This window comes from Vibrio sp. sp1, assembly GCF_016920955.1.
Classification (GTDB): Bacteria; Pseudomonadota; Gammaproteobacteria; order Enterobacterales; family Vibrionaceae; genus Vibrio; species Vibrio alginolyticus.
This window is the reverse complement of the sequence record NZ_CP060589.1, coordinates 120,325-141,312: the sequence shown is the minus strand read 5'-3', so window position 1 is coordinate 141,312 and position 20,988 is coordinate 120,325. Positions and strand designations below refer to the sequence as shown.

The window sequence follows — 20,988 nt, the reverse complement described above, 5'->3', positions numbered from 1 at the left end:
AACCTAAGTAAAAAAGGAGCCATCTGGCTCCTTTTTTGATCGCTATTAAGCGTGAAGTATACTACAGCCAGAACTCACTGATGGGTTGCTCTTCACTGTAATGATGGGCGATTTGCGCTTGCAGTAGCTCTGCGGTAGCAATTGCATCGGTTAATGCATGGTGAGGCGTATAGTCTGGCAGCCCATAACGGCGTCGAGATTGCGCTAGCCGAACCGATTCTGGTTTTTTCCCTTTTAAACGCTCCCAGAGAGAGCCGGAACGTTTCTGTTGAATCGTTTCTTCGAGGTGCAGCGTATCTAAAACAGGAAACTCAATACCTTCCCCTAAACGGCTTTTGAGCGCTTTATCCAGAAACTCTCTCTCGATACGACGGTAATGAACAACAATGATTTTCCCGCTTAAGGATGGTAGCAGCTCGCTTAAGATATCGCCTAAGTCAGGTGCATCGATCAATTCGCTGTGAGTAATACCGTGTATAATGACTGAATCTTCATCGAGTGCACGCTGTGGACGTACCTTCCAATGACGCGAGTTACGTAGGAAAATTCGCTTCAGGTTAAACGGCACCAAACCAATAGTAATGATGTCATGTTTTTCAGGATTCAAACCCGTCGTTTCGAAATCTAACGCCACGAACTCCACCTCAGATAACGGTGTTTCTGGAGCAGGCGGCTTGTTGCTATAAAACGCAATTAAATTCTCATCCTTCGCCATCTCCAGCTTTTGTTCAAACTTCGTTGGCCACTGAATGGTTGGCTTCTGAAAGAGCTTTTTAATCATGCTAAACCTCACTTAAAGCTCTTGTTCGCTTGGTAGCGGAACTTAAGGAAATTTTGACCATTGCTTAGGATCTGGAATGCATCCTTTAGGTTGCGACGTTCAAACTCAGAGAGGTTTTCCGGTTCGATATTGTTATCAGGCTCAATGCCTAGTTCCACATCCGTCGCTTGGTGACGAATACGTACCATGGAAATAAATTCTAACGCGTCTTTTAAGTCTTGTGCTCGACCTTTTGGCAAAATGCCAGCATCAATAATGTCGTCAAGACGCTCAAACGAGTTCTGTGCACGTGAACCAACCGCCAGAGAGTGAACGCGAATTAAGTCGACCAGAGGAGCAGTACCGCGACGTTTGAGGTTGATGGAGTTGTTGTGTCTGCCATCTTTTTCCATCACGAAGTCTTTAAAGAAGCCCAGAGGTGGTGTTCTGTTTAGTGCGTTACGAGCCAAACACGCTAAGAAGCGGTTGTTCTTTCGAGCGCGACGAACAATAAAGCTAGTTAACTGTTCTGCCCATTTTAAGCGGCCATAGACGCCATCCAAGTCGAAAAAGATGGAGGCGTTGAGTAGTGCTTTCGGGTTCGGGTTATCAATCCAGTCAGCAAAACACTCTTCCCACTCTGAACGAGTCATGCGCCATAGTGGGTTGGTTGCCATAATATCACCTGTGCAATATTTGTAGCCACAGGCATCTAACCCATCGCTGACGTATTTTGCTAGGGCTTCGAAGTATTTACCATGTTTCTCTTCTTGATAGGTCTCATCTAGAATGATGGCGTTATCTTGGTCAGTCACCAACAGTTGCTCATCTCGCCCCATTGAGCCAAGTGCAAGGAAACAATAAGGAATTGGCGGTGGGCCAAGCTCTTCTTCTGCCATTTCTAGCAGACGCTGTTTGAAGCTTCGGCCAATGACCGACATCGCGCTACCCACCATGTGAGAGTTGGCATCTTCATTGACCAGACGCACGAAGCTGCTTTTCACTTCTTCGGCAACAACGGCTAAATCTTCGATAGTCTGTTGTTGGAAAATACTACTCACCAACAACAACGAATTCTGAGATTCATAACGAACAATGTCGGTTGTTTCGATAATACCGATTGGTAATTGGTTTTTTACCACTGGTAGGTGATGTACGTTGTAACGCAGCATCGTTAACATTGCTTCATAGATGTAAGCGTTGTGGTCAAGAGACATGACCTCCGTGGTCATCACACTGGACACATCGTCCTGTGGGGACAAACCTTCAGCTAACACACGGGTACACAAGTCACGGTCAGTAATGATACCAAGTACTGGGGACTGTGGATCGTCTTCGTCACGAACGAAATCTGGGTCGACGATAAGTAAAGCCGATACGTTGTCATTCGCCATTTGCTGCGCGGCTTGCTGGATTGTCTGACCACGATCAATCGTATGAGCATCGCCAGTCAGCAAGGTTTTCACTTTCGACGTCGTCAGGTCATTGGCGTCTTTGTTTTCTGAAATGGCTTGGCGTAAACGAGCGCTATTTTCAACTTCAACAAAATCCGCAAAGGAATCAAAGTTATCGTAAATTTCTTGGAAAATGTCACCAGGAATACAGTAGAGCAGGGTATCCTCAATGGCTTTTACCGGAAAGCGGACTTTGTTATTGGTGAGCATGCCCATCTGGCCAAATAGGTCACCTTCGTCAAGGCGATTATACAGCTCACCTTTGCGTCGATAAACTTCAACAACACCGCTTCGCACCACGTATAAATCTTGGATATAGTCTCCAAAATGGATGATGGGGGTATCTTCTCGGTAGTACGAGATTTCGACACTCTCTGTCACCTTGTTTAGTGTTTCTTCAGGGAGTTCATTGAACGGGGGATACTTGGCGAGAAAGTTGTAAATCTCGAGAAGTTCTGCATCCATCGAAGGCGCCTTTTAGTTCGCAAATAATAAAGTAATCTTAACTTAGTTTTAAAACAGAGTCTTATCTGAACCGCGATTTTCGTGCTCAGTCATAAGATTCTGACATATCGCACGATAAGGGAGCTTCATTTTTACTACTATATGGTCACCTCAATTGAAAAAGACGTCGTCGATATGTTTTCTTCGTGATGACTGATTAGATCTTTGGCTGTTTCAGATCGTTATCACGTCTTTAGATTAAGCTATTCTTCTTGAGCCAAGTAGCTCAGGCGATGGAATACAGTGTTTAGATAATTCTCATGAAAGGAAGTCGAATGGTGAGAAATTTATTGCTTGTTTCTTTAGCTGCTTTGCCGGCGATATCAAGCGCAGCGGTCATGGACCAAGCAGAAAAATTTGGGTACGAACACATTCATTTGGATGTTGGTGCCGGAACGACAAACGAAGAATGGTTAGATAACTCTAATGCGACCACAGTTGGACTCGGTGGTAACTATTTGTTTACTGAGAACTGGTTGTTTAATGTTGATTACTCAGCGCAGTTTTTCCATCCGGATGATTTTACTCTTCGCATTGACCGCCTTTTGTTTGGTGGTGGTTACCGTTATGGAGTTACAGAGCAATTCGATATCTACGGGCTATATGGAATAGGCGCAATCAAAGCGAAAGCGACGGACGACAAAACGGATAATACGTTGTCTTCCGATAGCGAATTGATTCAAGCTGTAACTGTTGGGGTGAATTACTTGCTCAGTGAAAAGCTTATTGCGACAGCTGAAGTGGAGTTGAACCGTAGTGATATCGTTGATGAGAACAATTTTAAGATCGGTCTTAACTACCAATGGCATAAAGTCATCGGCACTGGTCTTTTTTATCAGTTTAGAGATACTGATTATAGCGGTGAAAGCTCAGATTACGTCAATGAAGTAGGGCTGAGTTTGAAGTTTGTCTACTAGATCGGACGGGTTCGTTTTTGGCGTTAAGTTAAAACAAAAAAGGTCAGCTTATGCTGACCTTTCCTTTTAATAAAGTATGCGACAGTCGATTATAAAACCGCTGCAATGCCTTTACATAGAGGGCCCATATTTGACTTCGTCATACCAGCAACACTGATTCGGCCAGAACCGACAATGTAAATACCGAACTCTTCTTTAAGGCGGTTAACTTGCTCTTTAGAAAGACCAGAGAAAGAGAACATACCATTTTGACGTTCGATGAAACTAAAGTCTGCGTCCACACCCTCTGCTTTTAGTGTCGCTACAAACAGTTCACGCATTTCTTGAATACGGTCACGCATTTCTGCTACTTCAGCTTCCCATTCCGCACGCATTTCGGCGTTGCCAAGAATGTGAGTCACGACAGCGCTGCCGTGTGCAGGTGGGTTAGAGTAGATAGAGCGAATAATGGCTTTAACTTGAGAAAATGCGGTTGTTGCGACTTCTTCTGACTCAGCTACTAACGTGAAGGCACCTACGCGTTCATTGTATAGGCCAAAGTTTTTCGAGAAAGAGCTCGCGACTAGGATTTCTTTGTTGTATTTAGCAAAAGTACGAAGACCTGCAGCATCTTCTTCCACACCTTTAGCAAAGCCTTGGTAGGCGAAGTCGAACAGAGGAAGCAATTTCTTCTCTGCGACAAGTTTCGCCAATGTTTCCCACTCTTCAGCCGTAGGATCGATCCCTGTAGGGTTGTGACAGCAGCCGTGTAGAAGCACGATGTCGCCTTCAGATGCAGATTGCAGATCATTTAGCATCGCATCGAAGTCTTTGTCTTTTGTTTCAGCATTGTAGTAGCTGTATTGTGCCGTTTCGATACCAGCAGCAGTAAATACGCCGTTGTGGTTCGCCCATGTTGGGTTGCTGATCCAGATCTTTACATCGCCTAGTTGACGTTTAATGAACTCGCCGGCAACACGTAGTGCACCAGTACCACCCGGAGCTTGAGCTGTTTTAGCGCGTTTTTCGTTTACAATTTCTGCATCAGAGCCGAAAAGCAGTTTTTGCACTGCAATGCCGTACTCTGCTGTGCCTTCGATGGTTAGGTAAGATTTGGTTTTTTCAGTTTCAACAAGTGCTGCTTCAGCTTTCTTTACTGTCGCAAGAACGGGAGTTTCGCCTTGCTCGTTTTTGTAAATACCTACGCCAAGGTTAATTTTGTCTGCGCGAGCATCTTTTTTAAACTCTTCAGTAAGGCCAAGAATAGGGTCAGCCGGAGCGGCAACTACTTTTTCAAACATAATCTTCATCCATGTTAATCGAAGGGGTGTGCTAACATTTATACCTTTCAGCAATATTGGTTACAACCGTTACTGAAAAGAAAACCTAAAAAAGTTGCGATTTGAAACAGAATTCTAACATAACTAAAGTTTTTGCCATGAAAACGTTTGGTAGGCACAGAGTTTGAAGGGCATTTATGCCATGGTTGGAGAAGTTTTGCACACATCCCAATCGTTTCAATTCAGTGCTTTGCGTTAACACGTTTATAATTGTCTAGTGAGGATTTGTTGAGACAAAAACGCCCCACCAAAGGTGGAGCGTTTACTGTTAGAGTATGGATATCGGTTGGGGTTATTTCTTCAGATTGATTTCCGACTCAACCGCATTGGTTTCGATGTCAGGGTTAGAAGAAAGTTTTTCAGTCGCCCAGTCGTTCATATGCTTTAAGATCGCTTTTAATGCGTGCTTTTCGGTTGGTACTTCTGTCTTTTCAACTTCAAGTTTTTGCTTCGGATGCGTACCCGTCGCATCTTCCGCAACGTGTAGCCAATCTGGGTGCCAGTAATAAGGTTGGCCGGAAGGAGAGCTCCAAGAATGTACGCCGTTGGATTCACCTTTGTATTTAATATCTTCTTCGTTGTATTTCGCCATTATTGTTTTCTCTCATAATCCATGAGTTGAGGTGTGCATCACCATTACTATTTAAATGTAACAGATGTAATGAAAATTAATGTGATAACAATCGACTTATTTTGCCCTTTGAACGCTATAGAAGATGCGTACTTCTCATTCAGAAGAATTTACTATTTGGCAGGTTTTAGCTTTATTTGTGTTTAAAGCATACAACGATGGATTCGCCTACCTAATGCTATTCTTGAACGGTGATAGAGCCTAAACTACTCGTCATTCAAGTGTTTGAGAATCGCCGCTTTTGCATGCTCTTCTGTCGCTGTTTCTCCATCAGGGACTTCAAGGTCAGCCTTTTTGTGTTCACCCAAAGCATCTTCAGCGATATGCAGCCAATCAGGATGCCAATAATAAGGGGTGGTACTGCCAGGATGGTCCCAACTATGTACACCTTTATGTTTTCCGCGATACGAGAGATCGTCCATTGTAAAAACTTTCATCGCTTCCTCCTGATTTAAAGACAGTAGTTCGAAGTGAGTTTAACGCACTCAGTCCAACGTAAAACCTTGGCTTTTAGGTATTGCAAAGATGTGAGGCAATATGTGTGTAACGGTCAAAGTATGGGATATAAACGCTCACTTCGTGGCTGAAATATCTATTATAAGATTGATAAATTACGTTGCTAAATTGAATACTCCCATATCAGAATGCTGGCGCGAAGTATGCTATGGTGCGGCTGTAAGTGAAATGAGGGAAACATGAACCGATACCGTCAACTGGCTGAGCTGTTCAAAACGCAGATTCAGCAAAATACTTGGAGAGCAGGGGAAAAGCTGCCATCAGTGCGTGTAACAAGCCGAAACCATTCTGTCAGCGCAGGTACGGTATTACAAGCTTATCAGCTGCTCGAAGCACAAGGTTGGGTCGCAGCGAAACCTCAGTCTGGATACTTTGTGACTGCGGAGTTGGACCGCTTCGAACCGAGTTCTCCAGCCACTTCCGTTTATCGCTCCAGCATCAACGATGAACTTTACGACTACCTCAAAAATCAGGCCTCACCGAATGCGGTGAAGTTTGGCTCCGCGTTTCCAGACCCTGCATTGTTCCCATTAGAAGCGCTAAACCGCAACCTAGCCAGCTCAGGCAGGAAAATGGGGGCAGAGACGTTATTGGATAACTTGCCGCCGGGCTGTGAGTCTCTACGCCGTTTGATTGCTCAACGGTACATCCAACAAGGTATGGTGTTTACCCATGATGATATTGTCGTTACTTCTGGCGCATTAGAAGCGTTGAATTTGAGCCTTCAGGCCGTGACCCAGCCTGGAGATACTGTTGTAGTTGAATCACCGACGTTTTATGGCGCACTTCAAGCGATTGAACGTTTAGGTCTAAAGGCGATAGAAATAACGGTGGATCCGTTAACTGGACATTCAGTGGATCAAATTGAAGCGACTTTTACCGACAATGATGTTCGCGCATGTTGGTTAATGACTAACTTTCACAATCCAACAGGAACCTTATTAAGTGACGGGCAGAAGCAGCGTATCGTCGAACTGGCTGACAAATACGATGTGTACTTGATCGAAGATGATGTGTATTCAGAGCTTTATTTTTCTGAAAAAAAGCCAAGCTCACTTAAAGCTTTTGATACACAAGAGCGCGTATTGCATTGTGGGTCATTTTCAAAAAGCCTTTGCCCTGGCTATAGGCTGGGCTGGGTGGTAAACAAACGCTTCAATGCGCAACTTCAAAAGCTGCAACTTATCTCGACGTTGTCAGGCAGTGCACCAATCCAGCAGGGTATCGCGCATTACTTGCAAAACGATAGTTATGATAGCCATCTTAGAAAACTGCGAAAGAATCTTGAGCAGCGGCAATTGGCGTTTATTGAACTGGTTGATAAGTACTTTCCCCAATCGATTCGTTACACGCAACCGGAAGGCGGCTATTTTCTTTGGATAGAACTGCCGAAAACAAAGTGCGGAAAAGCGATTTATCAAAAGTTATTGGAAGCGAACATCACTGTAGCATTTGGTCAGTTGTTTTCTGTCGCTCCAAATTATGAGAACTACCTGAGGCTTAATACATCGTTACCTGTAAATGATGAATTAGAACAAGCCGTGAAGACGGTCGGAGAATTACTTCATTAGCCAACTGTTTACCTGTTTTTTGCTCAAACTGTATCAGTGGACGATACCGAAGCTGTGTTTCAATCATGGGCAGACAACCATTTAGGTTAGGAGCCGGAATGAAAAAGCAGTTGGTAAAGCATGAACTTAGGTTGATGGGTGTTGCTATTTTTAGCGCATTTTTGTTGGTGTTTGCACACTTGATATTGGCGAAATCTTTTTCTCATATGGTTTGGACGGAATACACTGCTGCCGTTATCCCATTTGTGATGTTTGGCTTGTGTGTGGTTGGAGTAAAATACGCAGCGCGAGCAGATGAGGATGACGACGAAGATAACAACTAGAGTGCATACACCGGTTGCTAGAAAATCATTCGTACAAAATAAAAGACCTCCACATGGGAGGTCTTTTTAATTCAACATCACTAAAAAGTGATTAGAAGTTCGCAGAGCGAGGAGTACGTGGGAATGGGATCACGTCACGAACGTTGCCCATACCAGTTACGTAAGATACTAGGCGCTCGAAGCCTAGACCGAAGCCTGCGTGTGGCACTGTACCGTATTTACGTAGGTCGCGGTACCAGCTCATGTGTTCAGGATCGATACCCACTTCACGCATACGTACATCTAGAATGTCTAGGCGCTCTTCACGCTGAGAACCACCGATGATTTCGCCGATGCCCGGTGCTAGAACGTCCATCGCTGCAACTGTTTTACCGTCATCGTTAGCACGCATGTAGAATGCTTTGATGTCTTTCGGGTAGTTCTTAACGATTACAGGTGCTTTGAAGTGTTCTTCAGCAAGGAAACGCTCGTGCTCAGAAGACATATCGATACCCCATTCAACTGGGAATTCGAACTCACGACCTGAATCAAGAAGGATCTGGATTGCGTCAGTGTAGTCAACCTGCGCGAAGTCAGAAGAAACGAACTGCTCTAGACGAGTGATTGCTTCTTTGTCGATGCGTTGAGCGAAGAACTCAAGGTCATCACGACACTCTGCAAGCACCGCTTTAAACACGTACTTGAGCATGTCTTCAGCCAGTTTCGCTACATCATCCAGTTCTGCGAACGCAACTTCAGGCTCAACCATCCAGAATTCTGCTAGGTGGCGGCTTGTGTTTGAGTTTTCAGCACGGAAAGTAGGGCCGAAAGTGTAAACTTTGCTTAGCGCACAAGCGTAAGCTTCTGCGTTTAGCTGACCAGATACGGTTAGGAACGTCTCTTTACCGAAGAAGTCTTCGTTGTAGTCCACTTTACCAGCGTCAGTGCGAGGAAGGTTTTCCATGTCTAGCGTAGATACGCGGAACATTTCACCAGCGCCTTCAGCATCTGAAGCCGTGATCAACGGCGCAGATACCCAGAAGTAACCTTGCTCGTGGTAGAAGCGGTGGATTGCTTGAGATAGGCAGTTACGTACACGTGCTACTGCACCGATTACGTTTGTGCGCGGACGTAGGTGCGCAACTTCACGTAGGTACTCGATTGAGTGACGAGTTTTTGCCATTGGGTAAGTTTCAGCATCTTCAACCCAACCAACCACTTTAACGTCAGTGGCAGCAAGTTCGAAGTCTTGACCCTTTGCAGGAGATTCAACAATCTTACCAGTTACTTCAACAGAGCAGCCAGTCGTTAGCTTTAATACTTCTTCTTCGTAATTATTAAGATTATTTGGGACCACGGCCTGAATCGGGTCGAAACAAGAGCCGTCATATATGGCAAGGAAAGAGATTCCAGCTTTGGAATCACGACGTGAACGGATCCAGCCACGAACAGTCACTTCGCTGTCTACTGCTAGCTGACCTTTCAATACGTCTGATACAGGCGCGTAAGTCATGTTTTCAATATTCTCCATTGAGGTAAAAATTCAACTCAACGCTTACTTAAAGTACTTGTCTAATAACATTTTTGTTCAAAAAACAAGCTAAGCGCTGAGTTGGGTAGCATTTTACAGATTCAACGAGACATATTACCTGTCAATTCGCTCGCATCAACCTTTATATTCGTTTTGATGGGGAGAATCTCTCTATTTATTCACTCTTTTGTGCTCTGAAAGTGTGAATTGGTTTAGTAATTGCTCTAAACGTTCGGATAGATGCTCTAAATCAACACTAATATCACGCGTGTGCGATGCTGATTGCGATGTGTCGTTAGCATGCAGTGTGATCACATCTATTTTAGATTGAATATGCTGACTTACATCAGATGTGGTTTGCGTCTGGTTTTGGATATCTTCTGCATGCCTGAGAACTTGGCGCATCTCGTCAACAACGTTATGCATTGTGGCTGATAGTGCCTCGACATCGACAGAGCGTTGATGAGCAAACTGGCAGACGGTATCAACAGAAGTTAATGACTCTTCACTTCCTTGCTGGAATTGAGAAATGATATGTTCAATATTACCAGTGGCTTCAGCCGTCCTAGAAGCCAGGTTACGCACTTCTTCCGCGACGACCGCAAAACCGCGTCCTTGCTCTCCGGCACGGGCGGCTTCAATAGCAGCATTCAACGCGAGCAGGTTGGTTTGTTCTGCAATACCCTTAATAACCACAAGAATGGACGACACTTCTTCGGTTCTTTGGTTTAGAGAGCTGATTTTTTCCCGTACGGTATCAATGTTACTTACTAGTTGTTTGATGTCTTCACTTACATTGTGTGCTTGGCTTGCACTATGAGTGGCGACATCAACGGTGTGATTGACCAAAACAGTAGCATTATTAGTCGAGTCCTCAACCGCAGTTTGTTGCTGCAACATATCGGTGATATTAATTTGTACTTCGTTGGTCTCTAGCTGTTGGTTATTGGCCGCTTTATCTGTGGACTGCGCGACAGCAGTTAGTTTACTCGCGGAGTCGGCAAGTGAGTGAGAGGTGTCTTGCACACGTTCTAAGCTTTCGGAGACCGTATCCATGAATGAATTGATTGAAGTAGAAAGTTGGCCCACTTCATCCTGTTGGTGATGCATAAGTCGTTGAGATAGATCTTTGCTATGGCTCACATTCGACATGAATTTCGACGTTCTTTGAATTGGTCGTACAATGATTTTCTGAATCAAACTCATCGTTATGATGAAGCCCACAAATGCGATTACGGCCATTATTCCCATCGCAAACATTGCCTGTTTACTGATCATTGAATTGACGTGGTTCATGTTGTATTCCAAGCGAATCGCGCCCAACACTTCTCCTGCTGGTGCAACGTGGCAAGAAACGCAGTTGGTGCCACGGTAATTTTCGCTCGATTTCATTGGTAGTGCGACTACTAACCCTTTGCCCCAATCGGCTGAGATTGGTTCAATCACCAGTTCACCATTCAACGCTCGTTGATCAATATCATCGACAGGCTGCTGGTTTTGTTGCCCAGGTCCGTAAAGTTTGGTCACAGTATCAGCTCGCAACACGCGAACTGCTTCAATGCCTTCTTGGGTCAGGGCCTTTTGACGTAAGGTTTCTTTTTGCGACATGGTGCCCGTAAGCATCATCATATTTAGGCTATCGAAATAATTGCTAGCCTTATCATGGAGTTGTTCACTAAGAACATCATTGATTAAGGTTTTTTGTTGATGGTATTGGTAAGCCGTAGAGGCAGCTAGAACGCAGCTGAAGACAGCAATTAACGCCAGTAAGAGCTTAAAAGTGATAGTTGAGCGCATAAATTTATAAGTGTAATTGGAACGAACTGCACAATATTAATGTGCACAAATGCGCACTGCGAACAACGAAATGAATGATTGTGACCCCACACATGTTGGGGATATGTAATTGTGATGTGAGTGCTGTGTAATCAAATGTTTGGCGCGTGACAGAAATACGGCGCTCTGGTGTGAGTGATAGCAAAGAGGCCAGGAACCAGCGGAAGTTTTTGCTACGCTTGTATGGGGTAACGCTTGTCTCTTGGCAGCGAATTCCTTAGTATTGCCTGTCTTTTTAAAGCCTGAGAATCAAGATGAAAACAGAATTATACAAAGAGTTTATGTTCGAAGCAGCACACCATTTGCCACACGTACCAGAAGGTCACAAGTGTGGTCGTTTGCACGGACACTCTTTCCTTGTTCGTCTTTATGTAGAAGGTGAAGTTGATCCACATACAGGTTGGGTAGTGGATTTTGCAGAGATCAAAGCTGCATTTAAACCAATTTACAATCGCTTAGACCATTACTACCTAAACGACATTGAAGGGTTAGAGAACCCGACTAGCGAAGTATTAGCAAAATGGATTTGGCAGCAGCTTAAGCCAAGCTTACCACTGCTAAGTAAAGTAGAAATCAAAGAAACGTGCACAGCGGGTTGTATTTACAAAGGTGAATAAGTCACTTTCCATTGAGCATTAAACAAAGGCAAGCGAGAAGCTTGCCTTTGTTGTATCTGAATGCCCCAATTTTGATTATGCTTCGCCTGCTAGCTTAATGGGTGTCGTAGAATCCATTCTTTTTCATTATCACCCAATGTTGTTTCCACTGTATTAATGAATCCGCACGCATCAAGAAAACTCATAGCGTATTGCTGACTTTGTGGAACAGTGGAGCAAAGAGAGGTGCTTTTAGGGTTAATGGTATACGCATAAAGGAACAGTTTACGCAATGCCTCACTCCCAACCCCTTGACGTTGGAAACGTTGATCAATCATCAAGTATTTAAGCTCCAGTTCGTATCGTTTAGCAAACGGCGCATGTTGGGAGAAACCTTTATCGATAACAAGATAGCCTACTAATAGGTCATCAGAATAAATCGTAAAGAACGCCTCTGACTTACTACGTTTTTGATAAGCCATTTCAAACGGTGTAAAAAATCCTTTTTGCTCTTCTTGCACATCCAATTGCATCAAACTTGAAAAATCTTTCAGTTTGGTGGGTTTAATCGCAATCATCGCTCAATCACAAATTGGCGGCATACCGTTATGCCACCACGAGTTTTTATAGAGTATTAAATCTATTTTAAGTAACTAACCGAGTGAAGAAAAGCTAGCAATGAAGAGGGTAATAATAACCTTGGTGAATGTATGCGCCCAATGTTGTGAGTAAGTGAGCACTGTCTGCCGTTTCTACGCCTTCAACAATGACCGTGCAGCGATACGTATTGCCCATAGCAATTAACTGACGCAAGGTTTCTATCTTTTTATCATCAGTTTTTAGGCCAATAACAAATTCTCGGTCGATTTTGATATAGTCCGGATTCAGCTTGCTGATAAGCGCCACATTATTATTACCGGTGCCAAAGTCATCAATACTGATTTTACAATCCAGAGCTTTTAGTTTCGCGACATTGCCATAAATCTCAGAGGTATAGTACATCGATGCATTTTCTGTGATTTCGATTGTCAGCAAACGGCAATCCCGATTAGATAGCTCTCTATATAGGATTGAAAAGTTACGCCCTCGCAGCAAAGAAGGACAAACGTTAATGCTGATAGGGATGGGCAACGCTTTTTGTTTGGTGTAGATGGAATCAATCACCAGTAAGGTATGAGTTAGCAGCAATCCATTGCGGATCAGTGTTTCAATAAACCGTTGCGTATTTTTTACCTTAAACCGGGAGAGGGCTTCGTAGTGCACAATCTTTTGTGCCGAAGTGTTATAAATCGGTTCCAGTTTTATTTTGAATTGTCGAATTGCGCACAAGTAAGCCATAAAGGCTTGTAGGGAGCGGTGACGCAGTATAATGAGAAAAAGTAAGCTCAGTAGAATGATACTTTGAAACGGTCCAGAGATGTAATACACCTCTTTATAGCCACTATTCTTTACGTGATAATTGAAAAAGCGTTCATTGGTGTTACCAATCTCTAACGACGTTCCGGTATTCGTTGATAGCTTCATACCAGAAAGAAAAAAACGTGAAATATGATTTTCAACATTGTCGGATAAGTTAATGTTTTTAACACGAACCAAAACGGTTGCGTTATTTAAGTCAAATGATTGGGTGGTGTAATTGTTATTGTTACTCCACTCTTCAAAGGCTTTTTTGCTGACAGGGACAACGGTTTCTGGAGTGACTAAGCATCGAATATTGAAACGATCTAGCATCATGCTCGATTCCACCAACTTCACATTATCAAATAGTGACTTCAGTTCGCTTTCATTAGCAAAGCAACTCCTGCGGGAAAGGCTCTCTGCAATTTCGAAGGCGTTATCCAGATAATTATGTTTAACGATGCTGTTTATCGCGTAGTAACAGATAGCAAAGAAAATGATCGCAGTGATCAACACAACCCACATCGCTTCTGAATAGATCTTTTTATTACGCAGGCAAATACGAAGTGCTTTTCGAAGACTATTGGTTGTGTATTGATTGATCTTCTGTTGATGTTCGATGCCATTCTGGTGGTTGTTTTGCATAGTAAAAGGGATGAAGTATCCGGTCCGGTGAATGTTTTCGATAATGTTTTTGTTAGTGGTTAAGTGTTCTTCCGTGAGCTTGCGAAATTTCTTTCTTAGAGCGGCCACCGCGTTTTTAAAGCCATTTTCAGGCAGTGTCATTTTGTATTGTTGAGTGATTTTGCTTTCTATTAACCGCTGACTAATCGGCGTATTTAAACTGCCGTATGTGGCGATAGTTGACAGAATGGCGTACTCATTTGGGTTGACAGGAATGGAGTGGTGGAGTGACTGATTGAGCTCTAGAGATATTTCGTTTTCGGACAAGCAAACGCAGATTTGGTTTCCAATTTCAAACCTAATCATGTGTTGATGTGCTCCAAGTTTAATTTTTGGCTACGTTATCAATAAAGCTAGGGAAGAGATGTGATTTTTTACTGAGATATCCATAATATTTGGATATATTCAACGTTTTAGGTTTTTTTTACTTGTCCTGATAACGCATTTTCCTGGATTTTTTAGGTATAAAAAAACCCGAGCATAAACTCGGGTTTTGATTGGTATTCAGAAAGGCGTGTTAGCAAATCACTTTGATTGCTAGACCACCTTGAGATGTTTCGCGGTATTTCGCGTTCATGTCTTTACCTGTTTCTAGCATGGTTTCGATAACCTTATCTAGAGAAACAGTTGGAGCTGAAGAGCGACGTAGTGCCATGCGAGTAGAGTTGATTGCTTTTACTGCCGCAATACCGTTACGCTCAATACATGGAACCTGAACCTGACCTGCAACTGGGTCACACGTTAGACCTAAGTTGTGCTCCATCGCGATTTCTGCTGCCATACACACTTGCTCTGGGCTACCACCCATAAGCTCAGCAAGGCCTGCTGCTGCCATAGAACATGCCACGCCAACTTCACCCTGACAGCCAACCTCAGCACCAGAGATAGACGCGTTGCGCTTGTAAAGACCACCGATTGCGCCAGAAGCCGCAAAGTAACGGATGTAATCTTTTTCAGTCACAGTTTGGATGAACTTATCGTAGTAAGCCAGTACCGCAGGGATGATGCCACACGCACCGTTAGTTGGTGCTGTAACAACGCGGCCACCTGCTGCGTTCTCTTCGTTTACTGCGAAAGCAAACATGTTTACCCAATCAACAACAGACATTGGGTCGTTTGTCGTCTTTTCTGAAGTAAGTAGCTGCTGGCGAAGTGCTGCTGCACGACGAGGCACGCGTAGTGGACCAGGCAAAATACCTTCTTCATTCATACCGCGATCCATACACTCGCGCATTGTGCGCCAGATGTTCGCGAAATAAGTACGAGTTTCTTCATCTGAATGAAGCGCATGCTCATTCTTCATGGTTAGTGCGCTGATGGACAATCCACTTTCGTGGCATTGGTTAACCAGTTCCTCTGCCGTTGTAAACGGGTAAGGTACTTTTACTGGGTTCTCAGCTTCTTTACCGAAATTTTCTTCATCAACGATGAAACCACCGCCGATAGAGTAGTAAGTTTTTGAGTACGCTTTTTCGTCATCAATCCAAGCGTGGATCTGCATGCCGTTTTCGTGTAGCTCTAGGTTTGTTTTGTGGAAGTTCATTCCACCTTCACGTGGGAACGATACTGTGTGACAGTGCATGCCAACAGGAAGGCGTTCAGTTTCTTCTACACGAGCGATAAAGCCCGGGATAGAATCGATATCAACTTTCTCAGGAGTGTTGCCTGCAAGACCCATGATGATAGCAATATCTGTGTGGTGACCTTTCCCTGTCAGTGATAGTGATCCATAAACGTCAACGGTGATTTTAGTGATGTCGCGCAGTTTTCCCATTGCACGAAGATCATCAATAAACTCTTTACCCGCTTTCATTGGGCCTACAGTGTGTGAGCTTGAAGGTCCAACACCGATTTTATAGATATCAAAAACACTAATCATATCGATTACCTCAGAAGAAAGCCTCCCAAGGGGAGTTGGGAGGCTTAATTTTATCGTTATATTTTTGGATTAATCATACTGCACTGGGCAGAGATGATTAAAGAGCGCCGTAGATTACAGAACTAATTGCAGCAAGACCACAGATTGCTGTGAAAATTTGCACAGGTGCTGAAGTTTTGTACTTAGCCATCGCAGGAACTTTTTGCATTGCGAAGATTGGCATCAAGAATAGGATTGCCGCAATCATCGGTGCACCCATTGTTTCAATCATACCTAGGATGCTTGGGTTAACGATAGCAACGATCCAAGTTGTGATTACAATGAAGATTAGAGACATCTTCTCGATCTTGCTTACTGGTGATTTTGAACGAGATTTCACTAGACCAACTAGACCTTCGTGCGCGCCTAAGAAGTGGCCAAAGTAGCTAGAGGTGATCGCTGCGAAAGCAACCAATGGACCCATGTAAGAGATCAGTGGAGATTCATGCACGTTTGCTAGGTAAGAAAGAACAGAGATGTTTTGCTCTTGCGCTGTTGCTAGTTGCTCTGGAGACAGAGAAAGTACAACAGAGAAAACGAAGAACATAACAAAGCCCATCAGCATCATTGCTGCGCCACCAGTGATAGTGTCAGTTTTCTTAACTGCGTCATCACCGTATACACGACGTTGCTCTTTAGAGAATTGAGAAATGATTGGGCTGTGGTTGAAAGAGAACACAATAACAGGGATTGCTAGCCAAACGATAGCTGGCATTGCACCCCAGTCAGGCGACACTTCCATCATTGAAGTGTTCCAACCAGGAATTAGGTATACAGACAGTGCTAGTAGGATGAACACGAGAGGGTAAACCATTGCTGAAGTTGCTTTCAGCATAAGCTCTTTACCGAATACTACGCCTGCTGTCATTGCAGCAATAAGTGCACCAGAAAGTAGCCAGCGAGGAATAGATTCCATGCCCATTTGGTTAACTAGGAAAGAGTCAACTGTGTTTGTGATACCAACACCGTAGATAAGTACGATTGGGTAGATAGCGAAGAAGTAAGCGAACGTAATAAGGTTTGCGCCAGTCTTACCAAAGTGCTCTTCTACTGTGTCGGTGATGTCCGCTTCAGGGTTTTTCGCAGAAAGAACGAAACGAGCTAAAGATTTGTGTGCGAACCAAGTCATTGGTGCTGCAATTAGGGCTAGGATTACTAATGGCCAGAAGCCACCTGCACCTGCTTTAATAGGAAGGAACAGTACACCTGCACCTACTGCCGTACCAAAAAGGGACAGACACCAGGTAAAGTCTTTGTAAGAAAACTTACTAGACGATTGTGCGGTAGAAACCGCAGAAGTAGTTGTATTCATTTTTTAGTTACTCATTTTGGGAACAGGAAATAAGTCGGGAGTAATTTTGCAAGATTTTACACTAGGAAAATTAGATCTAAATCATTTATTGCTTACGCTTATTGAATGATATGTCAAAAACCTGCTTTTTATCACGAAAATGATGTGCTACTCGTGATTTCTGCTAATGAGTAAAATTAGAAAAACTTATCAATAGGGCTGTTTGTATAAATTTATTTCACCGCAAGCGTTTGCGGTGAAAATGGAAAATTAATCTAATGTGAATGAATGTTTATGAAGCAACGTTTTATTAATATTGATGCGCATAATGATCGCGCCTATAAAAGCACCGATATCAACAACTGTTTAATGTGAAATAATATGTTTTTGCATTGATTCGATAATTTGTGCCGTCATGCCCCAGATGAAATGCTGTCTATATGGGATAGCAAATACACGATGACTGCTTCTTTTTAGGTCAAATTTGGTGCTATACAATTTTTTGGGGTTCAGAATATGGTTGGCTGGAACCTCAAAAACTGACTCTACTTCATTTGGGTCAATATGCGTTTTATATTCCGGAGAAACAAAAGCCAAAAAAGGTGTCACATTAAACTGACTAATCGTTGGTAGTGTAGGCAGTTGACCAAACACATGAATATGCTCATCTTCTATCCCAACTTCTTCTTTGGTTTCTCTTAAAGCGGTATTCACGAGCTGAATATCTTCCTGCTCATATTTGCCACCGGGAAAGCTGATTTGTCCCGGATGATGGCGTAAGTGGGCTGCGCGCTTAGTCAGAATGACTTGTAACCCGTCATCGCGTTCCACAAAACCGATTAAGACTGCCGCATCTCTCAGGGACTTTTCTTTCATCCATTTCAGTCGTGCAAGGGACTCTTTGTGGTAGCCCGTTGGAAGCCGAAATTGAAAGTTCTGTAGTAAATGAGTTTTGTCGATAACCAAACTGGGTCCTTATTTATCGTGCCTAACCATTATTTATTATACTCAAAGACGGCAAAGCGTATGGCGTTATCGTTACTGGTTACCAAATAAAACATTCGCATTAAAGCACTCGCCAGCACTTTCCCTCTTTGTGTTGTGTGTCTCACTCTGCTTGAACATATTAATTTGAAACTTATAAGGTTATACACCATTCTTTATTTTAGGACGTCACTATAGGACAAGTATTGGCCAATGAAAGGGATTATTTTCACCGAGTTCATGGAGTTAGTAGAAGAGAAATTCGGTCTTGATGTGTTAGACCAAGTTCTCGATCTTTCTAACGATGAAGGTGTTTACACCGCTGTTGGTAGTTACGATCACAAAGACTTGGTTAAGTTGATCGTGAATCTCAGTAAAGTATCTGGTGTTCCCCCCGAGCAACTGCAAGAAGTGTTTGGAGAGTGCGTCTTTTTGAATTTACTTCGCTCCATTCCTAGTCACGCCAGTTTGCAACAGTGTGAAACGACGTTTCAATTTGTTCGCCATGTTGAAGACTTTATTCATGTCGAAGTTAAGAAGCTCTATCCTGATGCTAACCCTCCGCAATTTGATTTCATTAGTGAAAATCAATCCCAATTGGTATTTGACTACCACAGCGCAAGATGTATGTCTCACGTATGCTTAGGATTGATAAAAGGCTGTGCTGCACATTTTGGTGAGGTAGTTCATATCAAACATCAAAACCAGTCAGAAGATGGCAGCAAAGTACGTTTTTGGTTAGAGGCTCAATAAGAACGATATGACGGGAAGTTCCTCATTAGAAAGGAAACTCAAACGAGAAGTTGCATCAAGAAAAGCAGCTGAGCAGCTGTTGGAACAGAAAAGCTTAGAGTTATATGAATCCAACCAGCAACTCAGTGTTGCATTGAAAAAGCTAGAGCTGAAATCTAAAAAGGATCTTCGTAAGTTTGAGTTTGAAGAGCAAATTGATGCCACGTTGATTAAGTTCGGTCGTACTTTTTTATCGAGCACGTTCGATGAAGCAATGATAGCGAGCTTTATTGAGCAGCTCACTTCTAACTCGATCATTTCTGCGGCTTACTTGTTTCTTGACGCTACAAAGCTGAGCTCATTGCGTCGTCATCACTTTGGTCACTTACAGCTTCGTCATAACAACGAGATTTTAACCTCTCCTAATTGGCAGGGAGAGAATTTGCATTTGCCAGTTATCATTGATGGGGAAACGGTTGGGGAGTTGATTTTCTCTGTGTTGCAAGATCAAATCGATCAGTCTTTTATTTCCAAACAGATGGAGCTCGTGTCTGACTTAGTTCATGGTGTTATTGGTCGACACTTAAGTTTAGAGCGAGAGGTCGAGCTGAGAAAGCGGGCTGAGGAATCAGAAAAAGCGACGAAGGAGTTTGTCGCCATGATTAACCATGAGCTGCGAACTCCTCTCAATGGCGTATTGGGTAGTGCGGAGTTATTGAGTCGAACCCAATTAGAAGAAGAGCAGCGTCAATACTTGAGCAATCTGACTCAATCAGGGGACTTATTGAGAGTTATCATTAATGATCTTCTTGATTTCAGTAAGATGAATGCCGGTATGATGGAAATCATACATAAAGTCTTTGCCTGGGAGGAACTTGAAAAAGCCATCATGGGTGTATTTGCAGCTAAGGCTGCTGAAAAACGCATCCATTTCTCTATCGACAAAAAGCTGGGGATTCCAGAATTTTTAGTCGGTGACTTAGAGCGCATTACACAAATTTTGGTTAACTTGGTGGGAAACGCGATTAAGTTTACTCACTTGGGTGGTGTCGTGTTACGGGTGGAATGGCTTAACGGCACGGCTTATTTTGAGGTTGAAGACACTGGTATTGGCATCCCAATAAAAGCACAGCCGTCACTCTTTGATCCATTTGTCCAAGTTGATCGCTCGGCGAAACGCAGCTTTGAAGGCTCAGGTTTAGGTCTCGCGATTTGTAAAAACCTTGTGGATTTGATGCAAGGTCAAATTAGCTTTGAAAGTGAAGAGCGCAAAGGGACAACTTTTAAAGTTGCTATTCCTCTTGAGGAAGGGCAAGCACAAGGCACAGCAGAGGGGGAGTTGGTCACCATAGAGCGAAGCGATTTAGCAGGACGCTCAATATTAGTGGTTGATGACATCAGAATGAATCAAGTCATTGTTACTCAAATGCTGAAAAAACTCGACATTACACCTGATTTAAAAGCCAACGGCAAAGAAGCATTAGAAGCGGTGAAAAGTAAAGACTACGAACTGATATTCATGGACTGCCGAATGCCAGAAATGGATGGTTATGAGGCGACGATGTATCTGAGAGAGCGTGGCTTTACTCATCCTATTATTGCATTAACCGCTGGCACTACCATCGAAGAGCGTCAAAAGTGCATTGATTCAGGCATGGACGACATCCTCACTAAGCCGTACACCGCAACCGATATCGAACAGATTATGTGTAAGTGGCTTGAGCAGTAGACGCTGCCTCTTAAAAAGTATGTTTGTTGGCCAACGGCTAAAAGCTAAAGTACATGCAAATAAAACACACAAAAAAACGCACCACACTGGATAATGCCGATCATTTAACGATGTTTTTTGGGTCATTCTAGCGAGCCTTGGCGAGACTGAGAATCTAGTAGCAGCACGATGAGCGGGTAATGAAACAAATTTGACCACAAAGTGCTTGAATAGAAGAACCTGTATCACGCTCCTTCGTCGCTGTGCAGGGTGATGAGATACAGAAATATGCCACTCGCTGTTAAATGAGCGGCATTACCGTTCTGGAGGCGTTTT

General features: G+C 43.4%; 18 protein-coding genes. 6 read left to right on the top strand and 12 right to left on the bottom strand.

From position 1 onward, the window contains the following. Nucleotides 1–61 precede the first annotated feature (61 nt). Nucleotides 62–781, bottom strand: a complete 720-nt coding sequence (locus tag H9L11_RS00725) for a 3'-5' exonuclease (protein WP_081107483.1) — start codon at nucleotides 779–781, stop codon at nucleotides 62–64. A gap of 8 nt (nucleotides 782–789) precedes the next feature. Continuing rightward, nucleotides 790–2,679: a DUF294 nucleotidyltransferase-like domain-containing protein gene (locus H9L11_RS00720; RefSeq protein ID WP_033905640.1), complete on the bottom strand. Its 1,890-nt coding sequence runs from the start codon at nucleotides 2,677–2,679 to the stop codon at nucleotides 790–792. 314 nt (nucleotides 2,680–2,993) lie between these two features. Here H9L11_RS00720 and H9L11_RS00715 point away from each other — a divergent pair, with 314 nt between their 5' ends. Continuing rightward, nucleotides 2,994–3,635, top strand: a complete 642-nt coding sequence (locus tag H9L11_RS00715; protein WP_017820457.1) for an outer membrane beta-barrel protein — start codon at nucleotides 2,994–2,996, stop codon at nucleotides 3,633–3,635. Nucleotides 3,636–3,724: 89 nt separating this feature from the next. On the opposite strand, the gene H9L11_RS00710 is transcribed toward H9L11_RS00715, so the two are convergent. The 3 genes from H9L11_RS00710 to H9L11_RS00700 all read right to left on the bottom strand — a co-directional run bounded on the left by H9L11_RS00710 (nucleotide 3,725) and on the right by H9L11_RS00700 (nucleotide 6,022). After that, entirely contained in the window at nucleotides 3,725–4,915 is a 1,191-nt protein-coding gene (locus tag H9L11_RS00710; RefSeq protein ID WP_017636105.1) for an amino acid aminotransferase, read from the bottom strand. 331 nt (nucleotides 4,916–5,246) lie between these two features. Further along, nucleotides 5,247–5,546, bottom strand: a complete 300-nt coding sequence (locus tag H9L11_RS00705) for a hypothetical protein (protein ID WP_005376885.1) — start codon at nucleotides 5,544–5,546, stop codon at nucleotides 5,247–5,249. Nucleotides 5,547–5,791: 245 nt separating this feature from the next. Further along, nucleotides 5,792–6,022, bottom strand: a complete 231-nt coding sequence (locus tag H9L11_RS00700; protein ID WP_017636104.1) for a hypothetical protein — start codon at nucleotides 6,020–6,022, stop codon at nucleotides 5,792–5,794. A gap of 258 nt (nucleotides 6,023–6,280) precedes the next feature. Between H9L11_RS00700 and H9L11_RS00695 the strand changes: the two genes are divergently transcribed. Both H9L11_RS00695 and H9L11_RS00690 read left to right on the top strand, forming a co-directional pair. After that, nucleotides 6,281–7,672 carry a PLP-dependent aminotransferase family protein gene (locus tag H9L11_RS00695; protein WP_053304299.1) on the top strand — a complete coding sequence of 464 codons (1,392 nt, stop codon included), beginning with the start codon at nucleotides 6,281–6,283 and terminating at the stop codon, nucleotides 7,670–7,672. Nucleotides 7,673–7,770: 98 nt separating this feature from the next. Further along, nucleotides 7,771–7,995 carry a hypothetical protein gene (locus H9L11_RS00690; protein ID WP_033905633.1) on the top strand — a complete coding sequence of 75 codons (225 nt, stop codon included), beginning with the start codon at nucleotides 7,771–7,773 and terminating at the stop codon, nucleotides 7,993–7,995. A gap of 91 nt (nucleotides 7,996–8,086) precedes the next feature. On the opposite strand, the gene asnS is transcribed toward H9L11_RS00690, so the two are convergent. Next, a complete protein-coding gene (gene asnS / locus H9L11_RS00685; protein WP_205390923.1) occupies nucleotides 8,087–9,487 on the bottom strand; it encodes an asparagine--tRNA ligase in 1,401 nt (466 codons plus the stop codon). Between the two features lie 189 nt (nucleotides 9,488–9,676). Beyond that, nucleotides 9,677–11,302 (bottom strand): methyl-accepting chemotaxis protein, encoded by a 1,626-nt coding sequence (locus H9L11_RS00680; RefSeq protein ID WP_053304300.1) that lies wholly within the window; start codon nucleotides 11,300–11,302, stop codon nucleotides 9,677–9,679. A gap of 293 nt (nucleotides 11,303–11,595) precedes the next feature. Here H9L11_RS00680 and queD point away from each other — a divergent pair, with 293 nt between their 5' ends. Continuing rightward, nucleotides 11,596–11,958 carry a 6-carboxytetrahydropterin synthase QueD gene (gene queD / locus H9L11_RS00675; protein ID WP_005376896.1) on the top strand — a complete coding sequence of 121 codons (363 nt, stop codon included), beginning with the start codon at nucleotides 11,596–11,598 and terminating at the stop codon, nucleotides 11,956–11,958. Between the two features lie 89 nt (nucleotides 11,959–12,047). Here queD and H9L11_RS00670 read toward each other — a convergent pair whose 3' ends face one another. From H9L11_RS00670 to H9L11_RS00650, 5 genes are all read right to left on the bottom strand, one after another. Next, nucleotides 12,048–12,515 (bottom strand): GNAT family N-acetyltransferase, encoded by a 468-nt coding sequence (locus tag H9L11_RS00670; RefSeq protein WP_172563569.1) that lies wholly within the window; start codon nucleotides 12,513–12,515, stop codon nucleotides 12,048–12,050. 94 nt (nucleotides 12,516–12,609) lie between these two features. After that, complete coding sequence (locus tag H9L11_RS00665; RefSeq protein WP_205390922.1) at nucleotides 12,610–14,325, bottom strand: EAL domain-containing protein; 1,716 nt, start codon at nucleotides 14,323–14,325, stop codon at nucleotides 12,610–12,612. A gap of 211 nt (nucleotides 14,326–14,536) precedes the next feature. Next, nucleotides 14,537–15,898 (bottom strand): L-serine ammonia-lyase, encoded by a 1,362-nt coding sequence (locus H9L11_RS00660; RefSeq protein WP_005376899.1) that lies wholly within the window; start codon nucleotides 15,896–15,898, stop codon nucleotides 14,537–14,539. Nucleotides 15,899–15,995: 97 nt separating this feature from the next. Then, entirely contained in the window at nucleotides 15,996–17,249 is a 1,254-nt protein-coding gene (locus H9L11_RS00655; RefSeq protein ID WP_005376900.1) for an aromatic amino acid transport family protein, read from the bottom strand. Nucleotides 17,250–17,594: 345 nt separating this feature from the next. Further along, a complete protein-coding gene (locus H9L11_RS00650; RefSeq protein ID WP_005376901.1) occupies nucleotides 17,595–18,194 on the bottom strand; it encodes a CoA pyrophosphatase in 600 nt (199 codons plus the stop codon). Between the two features lie 231 nt (nucleotides 18,195–18,425). Between H9L11_RS00650 and H9L11_RS00645 the strand changes: the two genes are divergently transcribed. Then, nucleotides 18,426–18,965, top strand: a complete 540-nt coding sequence (locus H9L11_RS00645; protein WP_005388282.1) for a heme NO-binding domain-containing protein — start codon at nucleotides 18,426–18,428, stop codon at nucleotides 18,963–18,965. A gap of 7 nt (nucleotides 18,966–18,972) precedes the next feature. Beyond that, nucleotides 18,973–20,673: an ATP-binding protein gene (locus H9L11_RS00640; protein WP_005388280.1), complete on the top strand. Its 1,701-nt coding sequence runs from the start codon at nucleotides 18,973–18,975 to the stop codon at nucleotides 20,671–20,673. The last annotated feature ends 315 nt before the right edge of the window (nucleotides 20,674–20,988 follow it).

Coding starts and splice junctions, on each gene's coding strand:
- H9L11_RS00725 (WP_081107483.1), bottom strand. CDS start 781: ATGATTAAAAAGCTCTTTCAGAAGCCAACCATTCAGTGGCCAACGAAG.
- H9L11_RS00720 (WP_033905640.1), bottom strand. CDS start 2,679: ATGGATGCAGAACTTCTCGAGATTTACAACTTTCTCGCCAAGTATCCC.
- H9L11_RS00715 (WP_017820457.1), top strand. CDS start 2,994: ATGGTGAGAAATTTATTGCTTGTTTCTTTAGCTGCTTTGCCGGCGATA.
- H9L11_RS00710 (WP_017636105.1), bottom strand. CDS start 4,915: ATGTTTGAAAAAGTAGTTGCCGCTCCGGCTGACCCTATTCTTGGCCTT.
- H9L11_RS00705 (WP_005376885.1), bottom strand. CDS start 5,546: ATGGCGAAATACAACGAAGAAGATATTAAATACAAAGGTGAATCCAAC.
- H9L11_RS00700 (WP_017636104.1), bottom strand. CDS start 6,022: ATGAAAGTTTTTACAATGGACGATCTCTCGTATCGCGGAAAACATAAA.
- H9L11_RS00695 (WP_053304299.1), top strand. CDS start 6,281: ATGAACCGATACCGTCAACTGGCTGAGCTGTTCAAAACGCAGATTCAG.
- H9L11_RS00690 (WP_033905633.1), top strand. CDS start 7,771: ATGAAAAAGCAGTTGGTAAAGCATGAACTTAGGTTGATGGGTGTTGCT.
- asnS (WP_205390923.1), bottom strand. CDS start 9,487: ATGACTTACGCGCCTGTATCAGACGTATTGAAAGGTCAGCTAGCAGTA.
- H9L11_RS00680 (WP_053304300.1), bottom strand. CDS start 11,302: ATGCGCTCAACTATCACTTTTAAGCTCTTACTGGCGTTAATTGCTGTC.
- queD (WP_005376896.1), top strand. CDS start 11,596: ATGAAAACAGAATTATACAAAGAGTTTATGTTCGAAGCAGCACACCAT.
- H9L11_RS00670 (WP_172563569.1), bottom strand. CDS start 12,515: ATGATTGCGATTAAACCCACCAAACTGAAAGATTTTTCAAGTTTGATG.
- H9L11_RS00665 (WP_205390922.1), bottom strand. CDS start 14,325: ATGATTAGGTTTGAAATTGGAAACCAAATCTGCGTTTGCTTGTCCGAA.
- H9L11_RS00660 (WP_005376899.1), bottom strand. CDS start 15,898: ATGATTAGTGTTTTTGATATCTATAAAATCGGTGTTGGACCTTCAAGC.
- H9L11_RS00655 (WP_005376900.1), bottom strand. CDS start 17,249: ATGAATACAACTACTTCTGCGGTTTCTACCGCACAATCGTCTAGTAAG.
- H9L11_RS00645 (WP_005388282.1), top strand. CDS start 18,426: ATGAAAGGGATTATTTTCACCGAGTTCATGGAGTTAGTAGAAGAGAAA.
- H9L11_RS00640 (WP_005388280.1), top strand. CDS start 18,973: ATGACGGGAAGTTCCTCATTAGAAAGGAAACTCAAACGAGAAGTTGCA.